General features: G+C 45.5%; 20 protein-coding genes and 1 other annotated feature (1 of these 21 running past the window's edge). Of the genes, 2 read left to right on the top strand and 18 right to left on the bottom strand.

Annotation, left to right across the window (positions count from 1 at the left end):
* Position 1: 1 nt before the first annotated feature.
* From folA to ribF, 9 genes are all read right to left on the bottom strand, one after another.
* Positions 2-493, bottom strand: coding sequence for a type 3 dihydrofolate reductase (folA, locus tag HGT73_RS01910; RefSeq protein WP_214211961.1), 492 nt, complete (start codon positions 491-493; stop codon positions 2-4).
* Positions 494-616: 123 nt separating this feature from the next.
* The gene (gene carB, locus HGT73_RS01905) at positions 617-3841 is read right to left on the bottom strand and encodes a carbamoyl-phosphate synthase large subunit (protein ID WP_214211960.1); all 3225 of its coding nucleotides are present in this window, start codon (positions 3839-3841) and stop codon (positions 617-619) included.
* Positions 3842-3855: 14 nt separating this feature from the next.
* Positions 3856-5004, bottom strand: a complete 1149-nt coding sequence (gene carA, locus HGT73_RS01900) for a glutamine-hydrolyzing carbamoyl-phosphate synthase small subunit (RefSeq protein WP_214211959.1) — start codon at positions 5002-5004, stop codon at positions 3856-3858.
* 453 nt (positions 5005-5457) lie between these two features.
* Positions 5458-6264, bottom strand: a complete 807-nt coding sequence (gene dapB, locus HGT73_RS01895; protein WP_214211958.1) for a 4-hydroxy-tetrahydrodipicolinate reductase — start codon at positions 6262-6264, stop codon at positions 5458-5460.
* Positions 6265-6411: 147 nt separating this feature from the next.
* On the bottom strand, positions 6412-7365 hold the full coding sequence (gene ispH, locus HGT73_RS01890; protein WP_214211957.1) for a 4-hydroxy-3-methylbut-2-enyl diphosphate reductase: 954 nt from the start codon (positions 7363-7365) through the stop codon (positions 6412-6414).
* Positions 7346-7819, bottom strand: coding sequence for an FKBP-type peptidyl-prolyl cis-trans isomerase (gene fkpB / locus HGT73_RS01885; protein WP_214211956.1), 474 nt, complete (start codon positions 7817-7819; stop codon positions 7346-7348). The genes ispH and fkpB overlap by 20 nt, the downstream gene beginning before the upstream one ends.
* Entirely contained in the window at positions 7816-8328 is a 513-nt protein-coding gene (gene lspA, locus HGT73_RS01880; RefSeq protein ID WP_214211955.1) for a signal peptidase II, read from the bottom strand. Before lspA ends, fkpB begins: the two co-directional genes overlap by 4 nt.
* The gene (ileS, locus tag HGT73_RS01875) at positions 8328-11144 is read right to left on the bottom strand and encodes an isoleucine--tRNA ligase (RefSeq protein ID WP_214211954.1); all 2817 of its coding nucleotides are present in this window, start codon (positions 11142-11144) and stop codon (positions 8328-8330) included. Before ileS ends, lspA begins: the two co-directional genes overlap by 1 nt.
* 25 nt (positions 11145-11169) lie before the next feature.
* Positions 11170-12108, bottom strand: coding sequence for a bifunctional riboflavin kinase/FAD synthetase (gene ribF, locus HGT73_RS01870; protein WP_214211953.1), 939 nt, complete (start codon positions 12106-12108; stop codon positions 11170-11172).
* Between the two features lie 318 nt (positions 12109-12426).
* Here ribF and rpsT point away from each other — a divergent pair, with 318 nt between their 5' ends.
* Positions 12427-12690: a 30S ribosomal protein S20 gene (gene rpsT, locus HGT73_RS01865; protein ID WP_048911476.1), complete on the top strand. Its 264-nt coding sequence runs from the start codon at positions 12427-12429 to the stop codon at positions 12688-12690.
* Between the two features lie 191 nt (positions 12691-12881).
* On the opposite strand, the gene dnaJ is transcribed toward rpsT, so the two are convergent.
* The 6 genes from dnaJ to tal form a co-directional block, all read right to left on the bottom strand.
* Entirely contained in the window at positions 12882-14015 is a 1134-nt protein-coding gene (gene dnaJ, locus HGT73_RS01860; RefSeq protein WP_214211952.1) for a molecular chaperone DnaJ, read from the bottom strand.
* 99 nt (positions 14016-14114) lie between these two features.
* The gene (gene dnaK, locus HGT73_RS01855) at positions 14115-16013 is read right to left on the bottom strand and encodes a molecular chaperone DnaK (RefSeq protein ID WP_214211951.1); all 1899 of its coding nucleotides are present in this window, start codon (positions 16011-16013) and stop codon (positions 14115-14117) included.
* A 179-nt stretch (positions 16014-16192) separates the two neighbouring features.
* Positions 16193-17263: an MFS transporter gene (locus HGT73_RS01850; protein WP_244968403.1), complete on the bottom strand. Its 1071-nt coding sequence runs from the start codon at positions 17261-17263 to the stop codon at positions 16193-16195.
* Positions 17217-17471: a hypothetical protein gene (locus tag HGT73_RS14745; RefSeq protein WP_244968402.1), complete on the bottom strand. Its 255-nt coding sequence runs from the start codon at positions 17469-17471 to the stop codon at positions 17217-17219. The genes HGT73_RS01850 and HGT73_RS14745 overlap by 47 nt, the downstream gene beginning before the upstream one ends.
* A gap of 98 nt (positions 17472-17569) precedes the next feature.
* Positions 17570-18151: a molybdopterin adenylyltransferase gene (gene mog / locus HGT73_RS01845; protein ID WP_214211950.1), complete on the bottom strand. Its 582-nt coding sequence runs from the start codon at positions 18149-18151 to the stop codon at positions 17570-17572.
* Positions 18152-18200: 49 nt separating this feature from the next.
* Positions 18201-19154, bottom strand: coding sequence for a transaldolase (tal, locus tag HGT73_RS01840; protein ID WP_214211949.1), 954 nt, complete (start codon positions 19152-19154; stop codon positions 18201-18203).
* A gap of 262 nt (positions 19155-19416) precedes the next feature.
* Between tal and yaaA the strand changes: the two genes are divergently transcribed.
* Entirely contained in the window at positions 19417-20190 is a 774-nt protein-coding gene (gene yaaA, locus HGT73_RS01835; protein WP_214211948.1) for a peroxide stress protein YaaA, read from the top strand.
* Positions 20191-20223: 33 nt separating this feature from the next.
* Here the strand turns inward: yaaA and thrC are convergent, their stop codons facing one another.
* From thrC to thrA, 3 genes are read right to left on the bottom strand one after another with little or no spacing between them, the layout of a single operon-like run.
* Positions 20224-21522 (bottom strand): threonine synthase, encoded by a 1299-nt coding sequence (gene thrC, locus HGT73_RS01830; RefSeq protein ID WP_214211947.1) that lies wholly within the window; start codon positions 21520-21522, stop codon positions 20224-20226.
* A 3-nt stretch (positions 21523-21525) separates the two neighbouring features.
* Positions 21526-22455: a homoserine kinase gene (gene thrB / locus HGT73_RS01825; protein ID WP_214211946.1), complete on the bottom strand. Its 930-nt coding sequence runs from the start codon at positions 22453-22455 to the stop codon at positions 21526-21528.
* 2 nt (positions 22456-22457) lie between these two features.
* Entirely contained in the window at positions 22458-24920 is a 2463-nt protein-coding gene (gene thrA / locus HGT73_RS01820; RefSeq protein WP_214211945.1) for a bifunctional aspartate kinase/homoserine dehydrogenase I, read from the bottom strand.
* A gap of 26 nt (positions 24921-24946) precedes the next feature.
* Positions 24947-24990 (bottom strand) — a sequence feature (Thr leader region) (it continues 75 nt past the right edge of the window).

Below are 24990 nucleotides of genomic sequence, written 5' to 3'. Positions count from 1 at the left end.
CTTAACACTCTTGACGTCGTTCTAAGATCTCAAAACATAGACCATAGCAATTTGCATCATCCATATCCCGGAATTCGCTAAAGACAGATTCCCACTGATCGGCATCGTATTCCGGGAATTGTGTATCCCCTTCAATCTCAGCATCCACATGAGTCAAATATAGTCTTTGGGCATAAGGCAGGAATTGCTGATAAAGATTTCCGCCACCAATAACCATAATTTCTTCAACTTCTCCTGCAGCAGCTAAAGCCTGCTCCACAGAAGTTACCCAGAAAATCCCCTCTTGTGCGGGCTGAGATTGGCGACTGATAACGATATTTTTACGCCCTGGTAACGGACGCCCGATGGACTCAAAGGTTTTACGCCCCATGATAATCGGTTTACCAAGAGTCTGCTGTTTAAACCAAGCGAAGTCGGCAGGTAAATGCCACGGCATTTGATTTTCATTACCGATAATACGGTCGATTGCCATCGCGGCAATTAGGCTTAACATAGTGGTGCTCTCTGCATAAAAGACGCGCAATCATACGAGAAGCAATGACGTTAGTCGAGAGGCAAAAGAAATTAGAATTTGGAAAAAAGAACGGCCTCATTGCGAGGCCGTTTTTGATTAGACTTAAGCTTTAAGCTCAGCATGCATCTCTTGTACAGAGATTACCCGCTCAGTAGGATCTGCATCAAGCGCCATGGCAGTTGCAAAGCCACCGTTCATGGTGGTGTCATAGTGAACTTTATATTGCAGCGCACTACGACGGATGAGACGTGAATCTTCAATCGCTTGACGACCTGCAGTCGTATTCACAATGTAAGCATATTCACCATTTTTCAGACGGTCTTGAATATGTGGACGACCTTCGTGAACCTTGTTGACGAGACGAGGATTAATTCCCGCTTCACCCAAGACGACTGCGGTACCATGCGTTGCATCCAATTCAAAGCCGAATTTTACTAGTTTCGCGGCTAAATCTACCACGCGTTTTTTATCACCCTCGCGTACAGAGAGTAACGCACGGCCTTGCTTTTTCATGATCGCTTGAGCACCGAGCATCGCTTTAGAGAACGCTTCTGCGAACGTACGCCCCACACCCATCACTTCGCCTGTAGAGCGCATTTCAGGCCCAAGGATTGGGTCAACCCCTTGGAATTTATTGAAGGGCAATACCACTTCTTTTACAGAGTAATACGGTGGGATGACTTCTTCGGTTACACCCTGTTCAGCAAGTGTTTTACCCGCCATGACCCGAGCAGCTACCTTCGCTAACGGTACCCCTGTCGCTTTAGAAACAAAAGGGACAGTACGTGCAGCACGTGGGTTAACTTCAATTAAGTAAACTTCGTTGTTTTTAACCGCAAACTGTACATTCATCAAGCCACGAACGTTCAGTTCAAAAGCCAGTTGCTCAACTTGCTTACGCATTACATCTTGAATTTCTTTGCTCAAGGTATAAGCAGGAAGTGAACATGCTGAATCACCTGAGTGAACTCCGGCTTGTTCGATATGTTCCATGATGCCGCCAATTAATACGCGTTCACCATCGCAGATCGCATCCACGTCAACTTCAACAGCATCATCGAGGAAGCGGTCTAAGAGAACCGGCGCATCATTTGAAACAGAAACTGCCGTTTGGAAATAGCGCTTTAAATCCTGCTCGTCATAAACGATTTCCATAGCCCGACCGCCCAACACGTAAGAAGGACGAACGACAAGCGGATAACCTAAGTTTGCTGCGCGTTCAACTGCTTGCTCAAGTGCTGTCACCGTGGCATTCGCTGGCTGTTTTAAGCCTAAGCGGTCAACGGCTTGTTGGAAGCGTTCGCGGTCTTCTGCACGATCAATCGCATCCGGGCTGGTTCCGATCACCGGAACACCTGCCGCTTCTAACGCACGGGCTAATTTGAGTGGTGTCTGCCCGCCGTACTGGACAATAACCCCTTTCGGTTTCTCAATACGGACGATTTCCAACACATCTTCAAAAGTCACGGGTTCAAAGTAGAGGCGGTCAGAAGTATCATAATCGGTTGATACCGTTTCTGGGTTACAGTTAACCATAATGGTTTGATAACCATCTTCACGCAATGCTAAGGCCGCATGGACACAACAGTAATCGAATTCGATACCTTGACCAATACGGTTTGGCCCACCACCTAAAATCATGATTTTTTCACGATCAGTATCGGGTTGAGCTTCGCATTCCTCTTCATAGGTCGAATACATATAAGCAGTATCCGTCGCAAATTCAGCCGCGCAGGTATCAACACGTTTATAGACAGGGTATAAATTATATTGCTGACGCAGTTTACGAATTTCCGCTTCGGCTACACCAGTCAAGGTTGCTAAACGTGCATCGGCAAAGCCTTTGCGTTTTAGTTGGCGCAGAAAATCAGCTGTTAACAGTTGTACACCACCGCGAGTCACTTGATTTTCTAAGCGAACAAGTTCTTCAATTTGTACGAGGAACCACGGATCGATATTGGTCAGGTTAAAAACACCCTCGACAGACATTCCGTGACGGAAAGCATCAGCGATATACCAAATACGATCGGCGCCCGCATCTTTCAATTCACGACGAATTTTCGTCAAGGCTTCGGCATCATCGGCATCCACTTTCGGATCAAAGCCCGTTGCGCCGACTTCCAAGCCACGTAATGCTTTCTGCATAGATTCTTGCAGAGTGCGACCAATCGCCATCACTTCGCCGACAGACTTCATTTGCGTTGTCAGACGGTCATTTGTTCCTGCGAATTTTTCAAAGTTAAAACGTGGAATTTTGGTAACGACATAGTCGATAGACGGTTCAAACGAAGCTGGCGTTTGACCACCCGTAATATCGTTCATCAATTCGTCTAGGGTATACCCCACCGCTAACTTTGCAGCAATTTTAGCAATTGGGAAACCTGTTGCTTTGGACGCCAAGGCGGAAGAACGTGAAACCCGTGGGTTCATTTCAATAATAATTAAACGTCCGTTTTCCGGGTTAACGGAGAACTGTACGTTTGAGCCACCGGTTTCAACACCAATTTCACGCAGCACCGCCATCGAGGCGTTACGCATAATTTGGTATTCTTTATCAGTCAGCGTCTGCGCGGGGGCAACCGTAATAGAGTCACCGGTATGAATACCCATCGCATCGAAGTTTTCAATCGAACAAACAATGATGCAGTTATCATTTTTGTCGCGCACCACTTCCATTTCATATTCTTTCCAGCCAATAAGCGATTCATCAATCAATAACTCATTGGTCGGAGAGAGATCTAAACCACGTTCACAGATCTCTTCAAATTCTTCACGGTTATAAGCGATACCGCCACCGGTGCCTCCCATCGTAAAGGAAGGACGGATAATACAGGGGAAACCAACATCTTCGGCAACAGCCAGCGCTTCTTCCATATTATGGGCAATACCGGAGCGCGCAGTGTCTAAGCCAATTTTTTTCATCGCTTTATCGAAGCGTTGGCGATCTTCTGCTTTATCAATCGCATCCGCCGTCGCACCGATCATCGTAACACCAAACTCTTCAAGCACACCCTGGCGCTCAAGTTCTAATGCACAGTTCAGTGCCGTCTGGCCACCCATCGTCGGTAGCACGGCATCAGGGCGTTCTTTCTCGATAATTTTTCTTACGACTTGCCAATTGATCGGCTCGATATAAGTGGCATCCGCCATCTCAGGATCAGTCATGATCGTTGCCGGGTTAGAGTTAACCAGAATGACCCGGTAACCTTCTTCCCGCAACGCTTTACAGGCTTGTGCGCCTGAGTAATCAAATTCACAGGCTTGACCAATAACAATTGGGCCAGCCCCTAAGATCAGGATAGACTTGAGGTCAGTACGTTTTGGCATTGCTTCTCTCCTGATTATGCTTTTGCACTACGGTAAGCATGAATAAGTTCAATAAAGTGGTCAAATAACGGTGCCGCATCGTGCGGGCCAGGACTCGCTTCTGGGTGACCTTGGAAGCTGAATGCTGGTTTATCTGTGCGATGGATCCCTTGTACCGTCTGGTCAAACAATGAACGGTGGGTGACGCGCAAGCAGTCTGGCAGTTGCTGGTCATCTACGGCAAAACCGTGGTTTTGAGCCGTTATCATCACAACGTTATTATCGAAATCTTTAACGGGGTGGTTACCACCATGATGGCCTAACTTCATTTTTACGGTTTTAGCACCGCTGGCGAGGGCGAGAAGTTGGTGACCTAAACAGATTCCAAATACAGGGACCTCAGTCTTCAGGAATTCCTGAATCGCGCTAATCGCATAGTCACAAGGTTCAGGGTCCCCTGGGCCATTTGATAGGAAGATACCGTCAGGATTGAGCGCTAGGACTTCTTTCGCAGAGGTTTGTGCCGGTACGACAGTCAGCTTGCATCCACGATCCACTAACATCCGTAGGATATTGTGTTTCGCACCAAAATCGTAAGCAACGACATGGAAGGGTAGATCTGCGTCATCACGCGCAGCCGGTAATTCATCTTCTAATGTCCAACTTCCCTGCTTCCAACTATAACGTTCAGGCGTTGTGACTTCTTTGGCCAAATCCATCCCTTTTAATCCAGGGAAGGCCTTCGCTTTCTGTAAAGCTAATGCTACATCTGGATTATCGCCAGCAACGATGCAACCATTTTGTGCACCTTTTTCACGTAAAAGACGAGTCAGTTTACGCGTATCAATGTCCGCAATGGCCACGATATTATGTTGTTTTAGATAGGACGATAAATCATTGGTACTACGATAGTTGCTGGCAATTAGCGGTAGGTCACGGATAACAAGACCTTGAGCATGAACTGAAGAGGCTTCTTCATCAGCAGGATTAGTACCGACATTACCGATATGGGGATAAGTAAGAGTGACGATTTGGCGAGAGTAGGAAGGATCAGTAAGGATTTCTTGATAACCGGTCATTGATGTATTGAAAACGACCTCTCCAACTGCCGATCCCAATGCGCCGATCGCCCGGCCGTGAAACTCGGTTCCGTCTTCCAGAACCAAAATTGCTGACTTAGTCAAAACTTCCTCCAGGGAATAAATAGTCACTGTGCATGCATATTAATTCAATTAATAGGATCAAATCAACGCAAAAATGCCTGCCTATCTGGATTTTGGCAAATTGGCGGCATTCTAATGATCCCTGTACCTGATGTCTATACTGAAACGAAATTAATTTATTTTTTTTACGCCTCTCAGGGGCATTTTCAGCATATCGCATTAAAAGTTAACCTTATCTCCAAAAAAAAATCGTTTACCAAGCAAGATTTTTCGATAAACCATTTTAGAGTCAACAAAAAGTACAATTAACCACCAAACGCACTAAAAAAATAGACCATTTGGTAAAATTTTTCTCTGAAAAATATAATTATCATGGCTATATGTTAAAAAATATACAAACACCATAGATATAACAAATTCAATAAAAAAACTCTTTTATATCTATGGCTTATTTATATATAAAAATAAATATAACTAGAAACCTAGCACATCTTTCATTGAGTAAAGACCGGATTTATTGCAACTTAGCCATACTGATGCTTTAACAGCGCCTTTTGCAAAGGTCATACGACTTGAAGCCTTATGGGTAATCTCTACTCGCTCGCCTATATCGGCAAAAATTGCGGTATGTTCACCGACAATGTCACCGGCTCGAATCGTTGAAAAACCGATAGTCCCAGCCTGTCTCTCACCTGTAATGCCTTCTCTCGCGTACACGGCATGCTCATTGAGCGACCAATCCATCGCATTGGCAATCGCTTCCCCCATTGCCAATGCCGTGCCAGAGGGTGCATCCACTTTATGCCGATGATGTGCTTCTATAATTTCAATATCTGCGTAATCACCCATAACCTTTGCCGCCTGATCAAGCAGATTAAGTACAAGGTTTACACCAACACTAAAGTTTGCAGCAAATACGATAGGGATCTGCTTAGCCGCATCGGCAATCTGCTGTTTACCTTGCTCATCAAAACCTGTAGTACCGATAACCATCGCTTTTTGATGTTGGCAGCAAAGCGTCAATAAATTCAGAGTGACCTCAGGTCGGGTAAAATCAATCACTAAATCGAAATCGTTAATGACAGCGTTGATATCATCAACGACTTGAAGTCCTAACGTTCCAATACCGGCAAGTTCTCCCGCATCGCATCCTGTTAACGAGGAACCTGGACGAACAATCACCGCACCCAATTCAACCGAATCGTTCGCCTGCACCGCTTCGATTAATTGTTTTCCCATACGTCCCGATGCGCCGATGATGGCAATACGTGTTACACCCATAACATTAACCCTATCTGTATTAAATTCTTGATGCAGCATAACGGGGCTGTGGAGCTAACTCCAGCGTAAATTATAGGAAATTCAGGCCATCAATAAGAAAAAACCCGCTCGATTAAGAGGCGGGTTTTGATGTTAGCGAATAATCGGTTAGTGAATTTCTTTAACAGGCACGCGCAGTTCTTTAGGCACCTCAAAAAAGATATTCTCTTCTCTGCCGGAAAGCTCAATAGCAGGCTCTCCACCGTGCTGCATCAGGCGTTCAATAACTTGCTGAACCAAGATATCTGGCGCAGAAGCCCCGGCAGTAACGCCTACACAGGCGATATTTTCTAACCATTTTGGATCAATATCTTCAGCGCTATCAATAAGTCTTGCCAGTCGTCCTGCGCGTTGCGCCAATTCAGCTAGGCGGTTAGAGTTCGAGGAGTTCTTAGAACCGACGACTAGCACCACTTCCGCTTCCGTGGCTAACTGCCTTACCGCCTCTTGACGGTTGGTCGTGGCATAACAGATATCGTCTTTACGAGGACCAATGATCAGTGGAAAGCGTTGACGTAATGCATCGATCACATCCGAGGTATCATCGACTGATAAGGTAGTTTGTGTCATAAAGCAGAGATTGGCTTCATTTTTTACCGTCAATGTCCAAACATCTTCCTGTGACTCAACCAAATACATTCCTCCTTGCGGATTACTGTATTGGCCCATTGTACCCTCAACTTCAGGATGCCCAGCGTGACCGATTAAAATGGCCTCTGTGCCTTTACGGCTTGCTCTTGCAACTTCCATATGGACTTTAGTGACCAATGGACAGGTTGCATCAAAGAGCATGGTCAGCTGCCGCGCTTTCGCTTCAGCACGAACTGCTTGTGAGACGCCGTGTGCTGAAAAGATGAGGATAGCACCATCCGGTACCTCACTGATCTCTTCAATAAAAATCGCCCCTCTCGCTCGTAATCCTTCGACCACATAGCGGTTATGGACAACTTCATGACGCACATAAATCGGCGCACCATACATATCTAGTGCGCGTTCAACGATGCTGATGGCTCTATCAACGCCAGCACAAAATCCACGTGGGTTAGCCAGTAAGATTTTCATTCTGCTCCTCCAACACCGGATTGATCTCGACAATTTCAATATCAAAGCTGATGTCATGACCGGCTAGCGGATGGTTAAAATCAACGGTAATCGAGTCGCCGGAAACTTCTCGAATAATCCCGGGCATTTCACTACCATCAATAGCACCAAATAACATAATTGTTCCGACCTCAGGTTCTCCCGCGTCAAGAAAAGCTTGGCGGGAAAAATATTGTACGAGATCTGGATTCGTTGGCCCAAATGCATCTTCAGCCGCTAAGCTAAATTTATGCTGGCTACCCACGGTTAATCCCATCAACTCAGCTTCTAATTTAGGTGATAGGGATTGGTCACCCAATGTCAGCAATGCCGGTTTATTATTAACTCGTGTTGATTCAGCGACGGAGCCATCAGCCAGTGTCAGTACCAGCTGTGCGAGTACCCGACTGTCGGCAGTAACGGTTAATTCACTCATGACGGCTCTCCTGACTCAGCATCATTCTGGCGCTTAGGTAAAAAACCTTCCAACACAATAAGCGCAGCACCAACACAAATACCACAATCTGCAATATTAAATGTCGCAAAATGCCAATCACCGATATAAAAATCGATAAAGTCGACCACAAAACCGTGCCATGCACGGTCAAAGAGGTTACCTAAAGCCCCGCCAATAATCATGGAATAAGCAATGTTAGTCAGTTTTTGTTCCGCACGACCACGATACATCATCACTAATAGTGAAACCGCAATCGCAACCGCAATTGCGGCAAACATCCAACGCTGCCATCCCCCTTTGTCAGCCAGAAAACTAAAAGCTGCACCGTAATTATGGGCGTAAAAGAGATTGAGAAACGGTATGAGTGCCCGCGATTCATGCAATTCCATCGTCGTCATAACCCAGTATTTACTAGATAAATCGACGACAATGACCAAAAGTGCGACCCATAACCAACGTAATCCGCTCGAACACAATGATTTTTTCATTAGGCAAACTTACGCTCTTCACCACTGCCTGCCACATTGCTGTAACAACGGCCACAAATCTGTGCCTGCTCAGGGTTAGTTCCAATATCACTGCTGTAGTGCCAGCAACGTGGACATTTCTCACCTTGAGCTTTGCCTAACAGAATTTTCAAACCTTTGACATGCTCGCTATCCACGGTACCCGCTGGAGCCATTGCGATGTCAGCCACCTGTGCCTCAGAAGTCAATAATACGAAGCGTAGCTCGTTACCTAATGACTGAAGACGCTGAGCAAGGTCAGTATCAGCATAGAGGGTTACAGATGCCTCTAATGCACCGCCAATTTTTTTATCTGAACGCGCTTGTTCAATAACTTTATTGACCTCGCTGCGAACCTTTAATAATTGATCCCAATACTCATCATTCATTGGCTCATCGTTCGCAAGGCCGAACAGCCCTTGATAGTACTCTTCGGTGAAGACGTATTTTGCTCGCTCACCCGCCAAGTGTCCCCAGATTTCATCCGCGGTAAAGGATAAAATAGGCGCCATCCAACGTACCAGCGCTTCAACGATATGCCAAAGTGCGGTTTGACAACTACGACGAGCAAGGCCATCGGCTTTCGCGGTGTATTGTCGGTCCTTGATAATATCAAGGTAAAACGACCCCATCTCAACAGAACAGAAGTGCATTAAGCGTTGTACGACTTCATGAAAATCATATTTTTCATAGGAGGCAAGAATATCTTGCTGCGCGGCTAATGCACGGCCTACCGCCCAACGATCGACAACCACCATTTGTTCAGGGGAAACTTTATCGGTCTCTGGATTGAAGCCATTCAAGTTAGCGAGTAAGAAACGTGCGGTATTACGAATCCGACGGTAAGCATCTGCCGAACGTTTTAAGATCTCGTCAGAGACCGCCATCTCACCCGAATAGTCCGTAGAGGCGACCCACAAACGTAAAATGTCGGCCCCTAATTTATCCATTACATCTTGCGGACTGACCGTATTGCCAATGGACTTAGACATTTTTCTGCCTTGACCATCAACAGTGAATCCGTGGGTTAACACTTGGCGATAAGGCGCTTTTGATTTAATAGCCGTCGAGATCATCAAGGATGACATAAACCAGCCGCGATGCTGATCCGAACCTTCAAGATAAATGTCTGCACTGTGACCATTAAATTCAGGACGAACATCCACCACGCTACAACTGGTCGAACCGGAGTCAAACCAAACGTCTAATGTATCAAGGACTTTTTCATAATTGTCGGCATCGCTACCCAATAAATCAGCGCTATCGAGATCCCACCATGCTTGAATGCCGTCTTGCTCAACACGCTTCGCGACTTTTTCCATCAAGTCTAAGGTTTCTGGATGGATAGCACCCGTCTGTTTATGGACGAAAAGGGACATTGGTACCCCCCACGTTCTTTGACGTGAGATACACCAATCTGGACGGTTCTCAACCATCGATTCGATACGTGCTTGACCCCAGTCAGGGATCCACTGTACACCTTTAATTTCTTTCAGCGATTGCGCGCGTAAGCCTTTCTGATCCATGCTGATAAACCATTGTGGCGTTGCACGGAAAATAACCGGTGTTTTATGACGCCAACAGTGCGGATAGCTATGGTGTAAATTTTCAACATGAAGTAAAGCGCCCTTATCACGTAAAATATCAATTACCAGCGGGTTAGCTTTAAAGACATTGATACCATCAAGTGAGGGATAGGTGCCTGCAAGATAACAACCATCACCACCAACCGGATTCGCCGTTTCGATACCGTATTTTTGACCAATCACATAGTCTTCCGGACCATGGCCTGGGGCAGTATGGACCGCACCAGTACCTGCATCTAACGTAACATGGTCGCCTAACAATACAGGAACATCTAACGCTAAAAATGGATGTTTAAAGCGTAACAGTTCAAGCTCTTCACCCTGGCATTCGCCTAACACTTCCCACTCTTTTGCACCGATTTTTGCCATGACTGTTTCAACAAGGTCTTTAGCTAAAATCATTCGCTGTCCGTTCACTGACAATAACTGATACGTAAATTCAGCATTCAGTGAAATGGCTCGGTTAGACGGTAATGTCCACGGTGTCGTTGTCCAAATGACTAGCGAGATGGCATGACCATCGTCTTGAACACCAAATTTGGCGGCAACCGCCTGAGCATCCACCGCGTTGAATAAGACATCGATAGATGATGATGTTTTATCGTAGTATTCAACTTCAGCCTCAGCCAACGCCGAACGGCAATCTAAACACCACTGCACCGGCTTCGCACCTTTGTGAAGGTGTCCATTACCAATAATTTTGCCAAGTGCACGGATGATGTTAGCTTCCGTTTTAAAATCCATTGTAAGGTAAGGACGATCCCAATCGCCGAGGACACCTAAACGGATAAAATCTTTCTTTTGACCTTCAACTTGCTCCGCAGCATATTCTCGGCAGGCCTGACGAAACTCAGCCGCCGTCACTTTTTCACCCGGTTTGCCAATCATCTGCTCAACTTTGTGTTCGATTGGTAAACCGTGGCAATCCCATCCTGGAACGTAGGGCGCATCAAAACCGGCCATACCCCGAGACTTGACGATAATATCTTTAAGGATTTTATTAACTGAGTGACCAATATGAATATTACCGTTCGCATACGGAGGGCCGTCATGCAGAATAAACGTCTTTTTCCCTTTCTTCGCTGCACGAATGGATGCGTAGAGTTCATCGGCATACCAACGTTTGAGCATGTCCGGTTCTCTTTTCGCTAAATCACCGCGCATTGGAAAACCTGTTTCAGGAAGATTCAGGGTTGCTTTATAGTCACTCATTTGATTTTAGTTCCAGGTTTTGGGATTACACCGTTGTTCGTTGAACAAAATAGTTTCGGGCCGTTTCCACATCCAGCGCAATTTGCTGCGTCAATGCCTCTAGGGATGTAAACCGTTGCTCATCACGTATTTTATGTTTAATCACTACTTGGATCCGCTGCCCATAAAGATCGATCTTTGTATCCAAAAGATGGACTTCCAGTTGCTGGCGGATGCCTTTTATCGTAGGCCGAGTACCGATATTGGCTACCCCTTTGATCGGTTTATCACTGATGCCGTAAACTTCAACAGCAAAAACCCCTTTTACTGGCGTTACTAAGCGTTTTAAGGGCACATTAGCCGTTGGGAAGCCTAGCGTTCTACCTAACGCATCGCCATGCACCACTCGCCCAGTAATCGCCCAAGGACGGCCCAGTAAAATTTCTGCCTGTTGAAAATCGTTATTGGCCAACGCTTGACGTATCGATGTACTGCTAATACGTTTGCCTTGTTCAATGTAAGTCTCAGTACTGACGACATCAAAACCATACTGCTTGGCAGCCTGTTGTAATAACAGGAAATCACCTCGGCGACCAGCACCAAAGCGGAAATCATCACCAATCGCCAGTAATTTTACATTTAACCTTTTTACCAATAACTCACTGATAAATTTTTCTGCGGTGAGTTTCGCAAACTGCTGGTCAAAATTAATACAGACGACTTCATCAACACCGAACTTCTCTAAGTTTTCTATTTTCTCACGCAGGCGCGTCAATCTCGGCGGAGCAACTTTGGCTTGGAAAAGCTCTAAGGGCTGGGGTTCAAAAACCATCACTACAACCGGTAAATTTAGGTGAGAACCTGCTTGCCGCAAATGACGAAGCAATGCTTGGTGCCCCCGATGAACGCCATCAAAGTTTCCAATCGTTAGAACGCAACCTTGTTGATGCTGTGTGAGATTATGTAGCCCACGGATAAACTTCATGGCAAACTCGATTTGCTGAAAATGCCCGATTATACCTTGTTCAGCGTTCAAAATTAACCCGTTGATGTCGGCTTTCGGCAGTTGTTTTGTCGTTTTTATCCTGTTCTCACGCTACGGGTGTAAATTCCGCACAATTTTGTTGCGAAAGACTGTATTCAAGACAGGGAAACTGTTAGAATCCTGCGCCATCAATTACGTAACCGAGCGCCGTGAAACAAGCGACGCTTATTTGCACAAATCCATTGACAAATGAAGGGACAAAAGGCATAGTCCTCGACCTTTGATTTGTCCATAAAGAACTAATTTGGGAGTTGGACCTTGGCTAATATCAAATCAGCTAAGAAGCGCGCGGTAACATCTGAAAAGCGTCGCAAACACAATGCTAGCCGTCGCTCTATGATGCGTACTTTCCTTAAGAAAGTTTACGCTGCAATCGCGACTGGCGACAAGCAAGCTGCACAAAATGCATTTAACGAAATGCAACCAATCGTGGACCGTCAAGCTGCTAAAGGCCTGATCCACAAGAACAAAGCTGCACGTCATAAAGCTAACTTGACTGCACAAATCAACAAAATGGCTTAATCGCTACGCGTTGATATTTATAAAAAACCGGCCTCTGGTCGGTTTTTTTGTATCCTTTTTAGCCATTCTTTTACTTCTTTTCTCTGCAAGCTAACCTATCGTAACGCAGTAATTTTGTGTGAGTATTTTACTCATCCATAAAATATGGCTAAAAAAAAGCCAGCATAATAGCTGGCCAATTTTTATAGTCATTAGCGCGTAAGATCGTCAAAGAACTTCTTCACACCATCTAAAAAACTTTTGGAACGAGGACTGTTTGTATCTCCTGAGGGTCCACCGAGGGATTCACCCAGTTCTTGTAACAGCTGTTTTTGTCTCTCATTCAGCTTCACAGGTGTTTCAACAACGACACGACAGAGTAGGTCGCCGACTGCACCACCACGCACTGATTTAACCCCTTTACCGCGCATACGGAACAGCTTACCCGTTTGCGTTTCAGCAGGTATCTTGAGTTTCACACGTCCATCAAGCGTAGGAACTTCAATTTCGCCACCTAATGCAGCCATCGCAAAATTAACGGGGACTTCACAGAAAAGATTACTATCTTCACGTTCAAAGATGGCATGTTTCTTCACTGAAACTTGAACATAGAGATCACCTGAAGGTGCTCCTTGCTCACCCGCTTCCCCTTCACCGCTAAGACGGATACGATCGCCAGTATCAACCCCTGCCGGAATCTTCACAGACAAGGTTTTTGTTTTCTCAACACGACCGTGTCCGTGGCAAGCATCACAAGGATCTTTAATAACTGTTCCACGGCCTTGACAGGTTGGACAAGGCTGTTGCACCGCAAAAAAGCCTTGGCGCATTTGAACTTGTCCTGCACCGTGACAGGTTGAACAAGTTTGCGGTTTCGACCCCGCCTTGGCTCCACTGCCCTCGCACTTTTCACACTCTTGCAAAGTAGGGATGCGGATCTCTTTGGTGACGCCACGGACTGCCTCTTCGAGAGTCAGTTCCATTGTGTAGCGTAAATCGGCACCACGCGCAGCGCGCTGACGACGACCGCCACCGAAAATGTCACCGAAAACATCACCGAAAATATCACCAAAGTCAGCCCCGCCGCCGCCAAAGCCACCACCGCCACCCATACCACCTTGCTCAAAGGCAGCGTGACCATATTGGTCGTAGGCGGCACGCTTCTGCTCATCCGTTAGGATTTCATAGGCTTCTTTGACTTCTTTGAATTTTTCTTCAGCTTCAGCATTTCCCGGGTTTCTATCGGGATGGAACTTCATTGCTAAACGTTTGTATGCTTTTTTGATTTCACGCTCATCCGCAGACTTGGATACGCCTAAAATCTCATAATAATCACTCTTCGCCATTATTCATGCCCTTAACATGAGTGCACGGGCGTGGAGAAACTCCTACGCCCGTGCTGGTTAGCAATACAGATTGGCTGTATTGAGCCCGGTCATGGGCAATTATTTTTTATCTTTAACTTCTTCAAATTCAGCATCAACGGCATCGTTGTCTTTCGATGCACTGTCAGCTTGACCCGCTTGTGCCTGCTGTTGAGACAGTTCCATCAGTTTTCCTGATACTTCTGCCAGTGCTTGGATCTTCGCTTCGATAGCCGCTTTATCTTCACCACGTAACGCTGTTTCTAACTCAGTTAACGCTGTGTCGATAGGTGCTTTGTCGTCTGCAGACAGTTTGTCACCCGCTTCTTCAAGTTGCTTACGCGTACTGTGAACAATCTGGTCACCTTGGTTACGAGTTTGAACTAATTCCTCGAACTTACGGTCAGACTCAGCATTCGCTTCGGCATCACGAACCATTTTTTCCACTTCTTCATCATTTAGACCAGAAGAGGCTTTAATGGTGATCTTCTGCTCTTTTCCACTGTTTTTATCTTTAGCAGAAACGTGCAGGATACCATCCGCATCGATATCGAAGGTAACTTCAATTTGAGGCATACCGCGTGGTGCCGCTTGAATACCGTCTAAATTGAACTGTCCTAATGATTTATTATCGCCAGAACGCTTACGCTCACCTTGCAGCACATGGATGGTCACCGCAGACTGGTTATCTTCTGCTGTTGAGAAGACTTGGCTGTGCTTTGTTGGGATCGTAGTGTTTTTACTGATCAGTGACGTCATCACGCCACCCATTGTCTCAATACCTAAAGACAGAGGCGTTACGTCAAGTAACAGAACATCCTTAACATCACCCGCTAAAACACCACCCTGTACTGCAGCACCGACCGCAACAGCTTCGTCTGGGTTTACATCTTTACGTGGCTCTTTACCAAAGAAATCTTTCACTTTGCTTTGAACCAGTGGCATACGTGTTTGACCACCGACCAAGATAACATCATCGATATCAGACACAGATAAACCAGCATCTTGTAATGCGATTTTTAGTGGCTCGATAGAACGCGCAACCAGATCTTCAACTAATGACTCTAATTTCGCACGAGTCACTTTTAAGTTTAAGTGCTTAGGACCGGTAGCATCTGCAGTAATATACGGCAGGTTAACGTCAGTTTGCTGTGCTGAAGAAAGTTCGATTTTCGCTTTCTCAGCCGCTTCTTTCAGGCGTTGCATTGCCAGCGGATCGTTATGCAGATCAATGCCTTGCTCTTTCTTAAACTCAGCAACTAAATAATTGATCATACGGCTATCGAAGTCTTCACCACCTAAGTGGGTATCACCGTTAGTCGCTAATACTTCAAACGTTTTTTCGCCGTCAACTTCGTCAATCTCAATGATTGAGATATCAAAAGTACCCCCACCCAGGTCATAAACCGCGATAGTACGGTTACCTTGGCCTTTATCTAAACCATAGGCTAATGCAGCAGCAGTAGGTTCGTTAATGATACGCTTCACTTCTAAACCAGCGATACGACCTGCATCTTTAGTCGCTTGACGCTGCGCATCGTTAAAGTAAGCCGGTACAGTGATAACGGCTTCGGTTACTGGCTCACCTAAATAATCTTCAGCTGTTTTCTTCATTTTCTTCAGAACTTCAGCAGAAATTTGTGGTGGAGCCATTTTTTGGCCCTTCACGTCTAACCATGCATCACCGTTGTCGGCAGACACAATTTGGTAAGGCATGATTTTTAGGTCACGCTGAACTTCTTCGTCTTGGAAGCGACGGCCGATCAAACGTTTGATAGCAAATAGCGTATTTTGCGGGTTGGTCACTGCTTGGCGCTTAGCTGGTTGTCCAACTAAAGTTTCACCGTCTTGTGCATAAGCAATGATTGATGGAGTAGTACGATCGCCCTCGGCATTTTCAAGTACGCGCGCTTTACCGCCGTCCATGATAGCCACACAAGAGTTCGTAGTACCAAGGTCAATACCAATAATCTTACCCATTATAAACATCTCCCACGTAAATTCTGTTTTATTCGGTTATAAACTATAGATGCGGTCTAATTGATAAATTTCAAGACGTCGATCTCAGTTTTTTTCGTTGATAACGTTCGATAGTTACCAGATGGGGGCGGTTTATCCGGCATCAAGGGATAAAAAGAAAAAAAATTCATTTTTTTCAACTATGCCGTCTCTTTATTTCTGACACTCGCACTTATCAGTGCCGCGCTGATACAAAGGCCGACGAGATAAAATATCGGGAACTGTCGGGAGTAAGGCATCAGGCAAGTAATCAGTAGCGGCGTTAATCCACCAAATAGGGCATAACCAATATTGTAAGCCGTAGCAAGTCCAGTAAATCGAATCGCTACAGGGAAGGCCATCACCATCATCGCAGGAATGATACCCAGTACGCCCATGGTGAGACCGACACACGCATAAGACCAATAGAAGTAGGTAGGTGCATAAGTCAGACAACTAAAAAAAACGATGATCGCGCAAGCCAACCCCAGACATCCAATTGCTATACTTTTCCTCATTCCCCATTTGTCAGCAGCCATTCCCCCCAACACACACCCTATCATTAAGGTACACGTCGCTAATGTATTCGCGGATAAGGTTGCTGTAGAAGGAATAAAAAACCATTTTTGAACTAAGATAGGGCCCATCAAAATTAATACAACTATTGATGCAGCAAGCAGCCAAGTCAGAATAATAGAGTAAAATAATGCTGGACGGTGAGAACTGAATAAGGTTTTTATAGGCACTTGAGCCTGCCTGCGCTCCTGCTGCATAGCAAGGAAAACGGGGGTCTCTTGTAACCAACGACGTAGAAATACTCCGATTAGCCCGAATCCACCGCCAATCAAAAAAGCAATACGCCACCCAAAATCAGCCAATTGACTCGCGGAAAGATTATGCGTTAAAACTTGCGTAATCAATGAGCCTAAGAGAATACCTAGCGTCAATCCACTAGTCAGTAATCCACAAGCTAGACCAACGCGAGATGCAGGAACGTGCTCGGCAACAAATACCCAGGCTCCAGGTGCCTCACCACCGATAGCTGCTCCTTGTAATAACCGAAATAACAGCATAATGAGTGGCGCTGCAATACCAATAGTTCCGTAATCTGGCAGTAATCCCATCAATGTTGTGGGTACAGCCATCATTAAGATACTCAGCGTAAAGGTTTTTTTGCGGCCTAGTTTATCCCCGTAGTGCGCTAAAATAATCCCCCCCCAGAGGACGGGCAAGGTAGCCGGCGGCGAATAATGCAAAAGTTTGAAGCTGTCGTAACCAATCAGGAAGGTCAGCAGGAAAAAAACGCTCGCCTATTACCAAAGCGAAGAATGCAAAGATCACGAAATCGTAAAACTCTAAAGCACCTCCCACTGAGGCTAAACTCAGCGTTTTGATATCATGTCGTGTAAGTGAATAAAGGCGAGTGCCGGATTGCTCCATAAGCGAAACGTCTCCAAAATGATGGCTGAAGTCTCGACTATAGCGGGATATAAAGATTAAGAAAATTAATGATTATTACTGTGCCTCATCATTTGCTATTAGGCGGGTCGTTGGGCACTTTTCGGTCGGAAAGAGTCCACAATCGCTTTATCCGTGTCTAACCAAGGACTATTAAGCAGCTGTAAACAGTACGCAACACTGGCGAAAATGCCCGTGACAATAATGTTGCCTTGCTCATCCCTCACGCCCTCTAGAGTCTCTTTAATCGATTTCGGTTGCCCAGGTAAGTTCAAAATGAGCGATTGCCCTCGAATCACGCCTGTTTGTCGTGAGAGAATTGCCGTTGGCACATAATGTAAGCTGATTTGGCGCATCTGCTCACCGAAACCGGGCATAATTCGGTCGGCGATCGCCAAGGTTGCATCAGGCGTGACATCACGCAACGCAGGACCAGTTCCCCCTGTCGTTAAAACTAAATGACAGGCATGTTGGTCGACAAGCTCACAAAGCGTTTGTTCGATAAGTGATTGTTCATCAGCAATAAGGCGTTTTTCGAGGGTAAAAGGGGTGATAATCGCCTGCGTCAACCAGTCGGTTAGAGCCGGTAAACCTTTATCGGGATAAACCCCTTGCGAAGCACGATCTGAGATGGAGACAATTCCAATGCGTAGTGACGTCATGATAGCTCTTTCAAATAAAACCGCGGCTGAACAGCCGCGGAGGAGATGATTAGAGAAGTTCTTCGATCATTTTCTCTAATTTACCTTGGTCGATCGCAAAGTTACGGATCCCTTCTGCGAGCTTAGCCACTGCCATTGGGTCTTGGTTATGTTCCCAATAAAACTCCGCTTCGGTCATTTTCTCAGGACGAGCTTTAGTTTCACCGCTATAGCTGAGTTTACGCTCTAACTCACCTTCAGACTCATGGAGCTCTTTAAGTAAAGCAGGTGAAATGGTCAAGCGATCACAACCGGCCAGTTCAATAATTTCACCAACGTTACGGAAACTCGCGCCCATCACAACGGTTTCATAACCATGTTGCTTGTAGTAATTGTAGATATCGGTCACTGACACAACGCCCGGATCTTCTTGTGGCGCATACTCTTTCTTATCTGTATTGGCTTTGTACCAATCCAGAATACGGCCAACAAACGGCGAAATCAGGTAGGCACCTGCTTCAGCACACGCACGCGCCTGTGCAAAAGAGAATAATAGTGTCAGGTTACAGTTAATGCCTTCTTTCTCTAACTGCTCAGCAGCACGGATCCCTTGCCAGGTCGATGCCAGCTTAATCAGTACGCGATCATTGCTAATACCAGCATCGTTATACAGTTTCATCAAACTACGTGCTTTTGCTAGGCTTGCTTCAGTGTCATAAGACAGACGCGCATCGACTTCAGTTGAAATACGACCAGGCACTAATTTTAGAATTTCAAGGCCGATGTTAACGGCAAGGCGATCTGAAGTCAGTGCAATCTGCTCTTCGCGGTCGTTACTCTGTTTACGCGCCCATTCAATAGCTTCATCAATGAGGCGGCGGTACTCAGGAATTTTAGCTGCATTAAGAATCAATGATGGGTTAGTCGTCGCATCTTGAGGCTTATAAAGCTTCATCGCTTCAATATCGCCAGTATCGGCTACAACGGTTGTCAACTTACGCAGTGATGTGAGTTTGTCGGTCATATTTTGCTTCTCTTCTGTTTGACAGTAAGTGTTAAAAGCCTGTTTCGATAATATCACGCACGGTCAATCGCGCAAGCGAACGGACGAAGTAAGTCTTGTTATCGACTGCAAAAACAGTCATCCCGTTCATTGTGATAAAAAAGAACCTTATTGACCTTAACCATAGCCTGTTCGTGTCAGACCCATTTGTCGATTTGTGCAACTTATTTGTTACACTGGCAAGATATTGTCATTCGATGCTGAACACACTGAGGATCGCACCATGCTAATGCTTATCTCTCCTGCTAAAACGCTGGATTATGAATCACCCGTTGCCATGTCTGAGTATACTCAGCCGCAACTGCTCAAACACTCTCAGCAATTAATCGATATAGCGAAAAAGCTCTCTCCATCTGATATTGCGTCACTCATGCATGTTAGCGATAAACTCGCCCACTTAAATGCTGACCGATTTAATCAATGGTCGACACCATTCTCAACGGAAAATGCACGTCAAGCTCTGTTTGCTTTCAAGGGCGATGTTTATGCCGGGTTACAAGCCAACCAGTTATCTGAAGCAGATATTCATTTTGCTCAGCAGCACTTACGAATATTGTCTGGTCTCTATGGCGTGCTACGCCCGCTGGACTTAATGCAACCTTATCGATTAGAAATGGGAATAAAACTGGCGAATGCGGCAGGCAAGGATCTCTATCAGTTTTGGGGGGAGACTATCACGGCACAACTTAATGAAACACTGACCGAGCAGAATGAGCAGTGGGTAATCAATCTAGCTTCCGATGAGTATTTTAAAGCCGTTAAGCCGCAAAAGCTCAAAGCAACACTTATTAAGCCTGTATTTCTTGATGAAAAGAACGGTAACTTCAAAGTCATCAGTTTTTATGCCAAAAAAGCGCGTGGCATGATGTGTCGTTTTATTATTGAGAACAACATAACTCAGCCTGAAAAATTAACTGAGTTTGCTATGGAGGGATATTTTTATGACCCTCAACGTAGTACAGAACATGAAATGGTGTTTTGTCGCCGCGAGGCCTAATAATTAAGGCGGACATTTGTCCGCCTTACCATATTAATTGTGACTAACACTGTCTAAAAGAATCTCTCTCAATACGGAGAAATCGGCGGAAATCGTTTTCGATAACAGCGGTAAATCAGCCCGTTCCGCTAAAGGCTCAGGAAGTGGCAACGTCTGACCTAAAATATCTTCGACGCTTTCTTTGAATTTCGCTGGATGAGCGGTTCCAAGAAATAGTCCATATTCCCCCTCTTGCAGCTGTTCGGTCAACACTTGCCATGCAATTGCAGCATGTGGCTCGGATACATAGCCTTGACTCGCCAATGAACGAACTGCAGCACGTGTCTGCTCATCATTTAGCGCACCGTAACCTAATGTGTTCAATGCCCAGTTTTTACGGCGGAATAACTCTTCAACCCGAGGCCAGTTATTAGGCTGACTGACATCCATGGCGTTGGATAAGGTCGCGACCGTTTTATTTGGGGTCCATTGTCCGGATGCTAAGAAGCGCGGTACTGTATCATTAGCATTGGTCGCCGCGATGAAGCGCTTAATGGGTAAGCCCATCGCTTTCGCAATTAAGCCGGCGGTTAAGTCACCAAAATTGCCACTCGGAACAGAAATCACTAACTGATTACGTTTCTCTTGAGGAAGCTGTGCGACCGCTTCAAAGTAATAGCATACTTGAGCTAATAAACGGCTAATATTGATTGAGTTAGCCGAGTTGAGACCAATCGCTTTTTTCAATTCTTGGTCATCAAAGGCGTGCTTCACCAGGCTTTGACAAGCATCAAAATCGTCAGCAATAGCCAGCGTAGTAATATTACCGCCTAGCGTACAAAATAGCTTTTCTTGAAGTGGACTGATTTTACCTTCTGGATAAAGAATCACGACATTAATGTTTTCCATACCATAAAAAGCATGGGCAACAGCAGCGCCGGTATCACCGGATGTCGCCGTAAGAATCGTAATTTTTTCATCAGGCTGCTTGGCCAGTGCTAACATTTGCGCCATAAAACGACCGCCAAAGTCTTTAAACGCCAAGGTGGGGCCGTGAAATAACTCTAAACTTGCCACATTGTCAGAAACCGCTTTAACGGGGGCTGGAAAAGTAAATGCCGTGCTAACGCGCTGGAATAATTCCTCTTCAGAAACTTCATCACCAATTAAGGCAGATAAAATTTTACTACTACGCGTCACAAAATCGAGCGAGAGCCACTCTTCGATCACAGTAGATTCTATTTCAGGGACCTCATGGGGGAAAAAGAGTCCTTGTTGAGATCCTAATCCCTGTTTAACGGCCTGAGTGAAACTAACTTGTTCATTGTGATCTTTAAGATTGTAGAGTTTCATCATTTATCCCAGTTTACGTGCGCCGGCAGTATCCAGTCGGCAAATATGGACAAAACCTTCATCATTTTGCAGATAATGGTTAACGAGTTGTTCTTTAACGTGTTCTGCGGCCGATAACGTATCACAAACGGCAAAAAGCGTTGGCCCAGATCCAGAAATTCCACAAGCGAGCGCACCCGCTGCTAAGGAGCGTTGTCGCGCCTCAGCGAATTTTGGTAATAATTGTGTGCGATAAGGTTCAGCAACAATATCTTGCATCATGGCTATCGCCAGTGCAGGTTGTCGAGAGTGGCAGGCATGAATGAACCCTCCCAAGAGTCGACCATGACGAACGATATCTGCCTTCGCATAATTTTCGGGTAGGATAGCGCGAGCCTCTGCGGTAGAGACCTTGATTCCCGGATATGCCATTACCCAATACCACTCGTCAAAAGCAGGGACTGATTGCGAGATAATCCCCTGCTCTTCTAGCATGAGTTGTAAGCCGCCTAAGAAACAAGGAGCGACATTATCGTAGTGTACACTCCCTGAAATGCGCCCCTCTAGCTCCCCCATTAGAAGGAGTAGCTGGTGGTCGGTTAATGGGCATTGGCTAAATTCATTCATTGCCACCAATGCTGCGACAACAGAACAGGCACTTGATCCTAGTCCTGAACCAACCGGCATATTTTTTTCCAGCGTCATAGCAACAGGTATTTCTCTACCGAGAGTTTCACAGAAGAGTTTCCAGCACTGGTATACAATATTTTGTTCTGGATCTGTCGGCAACTTACGGACAAAACGACCCAGGGTTTTCAGCGAAAAGTTCTCAGCGGCCTCAACCGTAACACAGTCGCCTAATAACGAACCATCGATAGGCGATACCGCAGCCCCAAGCACATCAAAGCCGACACTGACATTACCTATTGAGGCAGGTGCATAGATTTTTACCACGCTCATACTCCTAACTTCCATGATAGCGTTCTTAATAAATCAGCAAACACACCAGCCGCTGTCACGTCATTACCGGCACCGTATCCACGTAATACTAACGGGATAGGCTGGTAGTAACGGGTATAAAAGGCTAATGCATTCTCACCATTTTTTACTTTATACAGTGGATCATTGGCATCAACTTCGCCTAATGCCACACGGCATTTGCCCGACTCATCAATGGAACCGATAAAACGTAAAACTTTCTCTTGCGACTGTGCTTGAGCTAAACGCTCTTTAAAGTGTTCATCCAATTCAGGTAACTGTTGCATGAAACTTTCAGCATCTGGTAAATCGAGGAAGCGTTTTGGTAATACTGGTTCAATTTCAATATCTGATAACTCTAACGATAAACCGGCTTCACGAGCTAAAATCAGCAGCTTACGCGCAACGTCCATGCCAGAGAGGTCATCACGTGGATCGGGTTCTGTGAAACCTAATTCGCGTGCTAAATTGGTAGCGGTTGAAAGACTCATCCCTTCATCTAATTTACCAAAAATAAACGAAAGAGAGCCTGAAAGAATGCCGTTAAACTCCACCAGCTCATCACCTGCATTGAGTAAATTTTGTAGATTCTCAATAACCGGTAACCCTGCGCCGACGTTAGTATCATAGAGGAATTTGCGTCGTGATTTTTCTGCAGCAGCACGTAACTCTTGATAGTATTTCCAACTAGAGGTATTGGCCTTCTTATTTGGCGTAACCACATGGAAACCTTGTTTCAAAAAGTCGGCATAAAGATCCGCCATAGATTGGCTAGATGTACAATCAATAATAACCGGATTAAGCAAATAATAGTCTTTTGCCAGTTGTGTTAAATAATCTAATGAGAAGCGATATTCAGCGCCTTCCAAGTCGTCTTGCCACGTGGCCAGATCAATGCCATTAACATTAGTCAGCATTTTGCTCGAATTTGCGATACCACAAACGCGTAAATCAATATGCTTTTTCTTTAGCCAACTTTGCTGACGCTCAAGTTGCTCCAGTAATGCCTTACCGACCCCACCAACGCCGATAACAAAAACTTCAAGCACTTGATCGGTCGCAAAAAGCATTTGATGTACGACTCTAACACCGGTTGTTGCGCTGTCATTGCTAACTACCGCGGAAATAGAACGCTCAGACGAGCCTTGTGCAATAGCAACGATATTGATGTTAGCACGAGCCAAGGCGGAAAAGAATTTCGCAGAAATTCCACGTAAGGTACGCATACCATCGCCAACAACCGAGATAATGGCTAATTTTTCGGTCACATCGATAGGATCAAGTAGCCCTTCTTTGAGCTCAAGCACAAACTCTTCTTCTAGTGCACGACGGGCATGCAGCATTTCCGCTTGTGGGACACAAAAACTAATACTGTATTCGGATGAGGATTGGGTAATTAAGACAACCGAGATAAATTTGCGTGACATCACAGCAAAAACTCGCGCTGCCATCCCGACCATCCCTTTCATACCTGGTCCAGAAACGCTGAACATCGCCATATTATTAAGGTTAGTAATTCCCTTAACCGGCGTTTTATCTTCGCCACCTTGAGCTGAAATACGCGTACCAGGTGCTTGTGGGTTAGCCGTGTTTTTTATCACACAAGGGATTTGAAATTGGGCAATCGGTGAAATAGTCCGTGGATGGAGAACTTTGGCACCAAAATAGCTCAGTTCCATCGCTTCTTGATAGGACATTGACTTCAATAACCGAGCGTCAGGAACTTGACGAGGATCACAAGTGTAAACGCCATCAACATCGGTCCAGATCTCACAACAATCTGCACGCAAACAGGCTGCAAGTACTGCCGCAGAATAATCGGAACCATTACGCCCTAGTACGACTAATTCCCCCGCTTCATTACCCGCGGTAAAGCCCGCCATAAGAATATAATGCGAGCGAGGAATTTCCCGCGCGGCAATACGTCGAGTTGATTCAGCAATATCAACGGTAGATTCTAAATAATGGCCTTGTGCCAGTAGGTTTTCAACAGGGTTAATAACACTCACCTGATGCCCACGTGCAATAAGTAGCGCTTGCATAATAGCAATGGAGAGTTTTTCTCCACGGCAGATAATTCCGGCATTAATACTGTCTGGACATTGCTGTAGCAGACTAATTCCCAAAAGAACTTGTTCAAGCTGTGCGAATTCATGTTGTACAACAAATTGCATCGCCGCTAAATCAAAATTCGGTTCAACGGCAGAAAGCCCTACTAATAATTCATCAAAAATACGACGTGCATCCGCGAGATTTTCACTGGTATCTTGACCAACAATCGTTTTCTCAATCAAAGCCACTAAATGATTGGTTATTTTAGCTGGGGCAGACAGTACGGTCGCAACCTGTTCTTGTTGTCCATTATTTTCAATAATCTCAGCTACGCGAAGAAAACGTTCTGCATTAGCAACTGAGGTTCCACCAAATTTCAGTACACGCATGGGGCTCTAGCTCCTGAATTTATTTCAAAAAAAAAGCCCGCACCTGAATAGGGTGCGGGCTTTTCTATCT

Source organism: Rosenbergiella australiborealis (assembly GCF_018494035.1).
Lineage (GTDB): Bacteria > Pseudomonadota > Gammaproteobacteria > Enterobacterales > Enterobacteriaceae > Rosenbergiella > Rosenbergiella australiborealis.
This window is presented reverse-complemented; position numbering and strand designations above follow the sequence as displayed.

Coding starts and splice junctions, on each gene's coding strand:
- folA (WP_214211961.1), bottom strand. CDS start 493: ATGTTAAGCCTAATTGCCGCGATGGCAATCGACCGTATTATCGGTAAT.
- carB (WP_214211960.1), bottom strand. CDS start 3,841: ATGCCAAAACGTACTGACCTCAAGTCTATCCTGATCTTAGGGGCTGGC.
- dapB (WP_214211958.1), bottom strand. CDS start 6,264: ATGGGTGTAACACGTATTGCCATCATCGGCGCATCGGGACGTATGGGA.
- ispH (WP_214211957.1), bottom strand. CDS start 7,365: ATGAAAATCTTACTGGCTAACCCACGTGGATTTTGTGCTGGCGTTGAT.
- fkpB (WP_214211956.1), bottom strand. CDS start 7,819: ATGAGTGAATTAACCGTTACTGCCGACAGTCGGGTACTCGCACAGCTG.
- lspA (WP_214211955.1), bottom strand. CDS start 8,328: ATGAAAAAATCATTGTGTTCGAGCGGATTACGTTGGTTATGGGTCGCA.
- ileS (WP_214211954.1), bottom strand. CDS start 11,144: ATGAGTGACTATAAAGCAACCCTGAATCTTCCTGAAACAGGTTTTCCA.
- ribF (WP_214211953.1), bottom strand. CDS start 12,108: ATGAAGTTTATCCGTGGGCTACATAATCTCACACAGCATCAACAAGGT.
- dnaJ (WP_214211952.1), bottom strand. CDS start 14,015: ATGGCGAAGAGTGATTATTATGAGATTTTAGGCGTATCCAAGTCTGCG.
- dnaK (WP_214211951.1), bottom strand. CDS start 16,013: ATGGGTAAGATTATTGGTATTGACCTTGGTACTACGAACTCTTGTGTG.
- HGT73_RS14745 (WP_244968402.1), bottom strand. CDS start 17,471: ATGGAGCAATCCGGCACTCGCCTTTATTCACTTACACGACATGATATC.
- mog (WP_214211950.1), bottom strand. CDS start 18,151: ATGACGTCACTACGCATTGGAATTGTCTCCATCTCAGATCGTGCTTCG.
- tal (WP_214211949.1), bottom strand. CDS start 19,154: ATGACCGACAAACTCACATCACTGCGTAAGTTGACAACCGTTGTAGCC.
- yaaA (WP_214211948.1), top strand. CDS start 19,417: ATGCTAATGCTTATCTCTCCTGCTAAAACGCTGGATTATGAATCACCC.
- thrC (WP_214211947.1), bottom strand. CDS start 21,522: ATGAAACTCTACAATCTTAAAGATCACAATGAACAAGTTAGTTTCACT.
- thrA (WP_214211945.1), bottom strand. CDS start 24,920: ATGCGTGTACTGAAATTTGGTGGAACCTCAGTTGCTAATGCAGAACGT.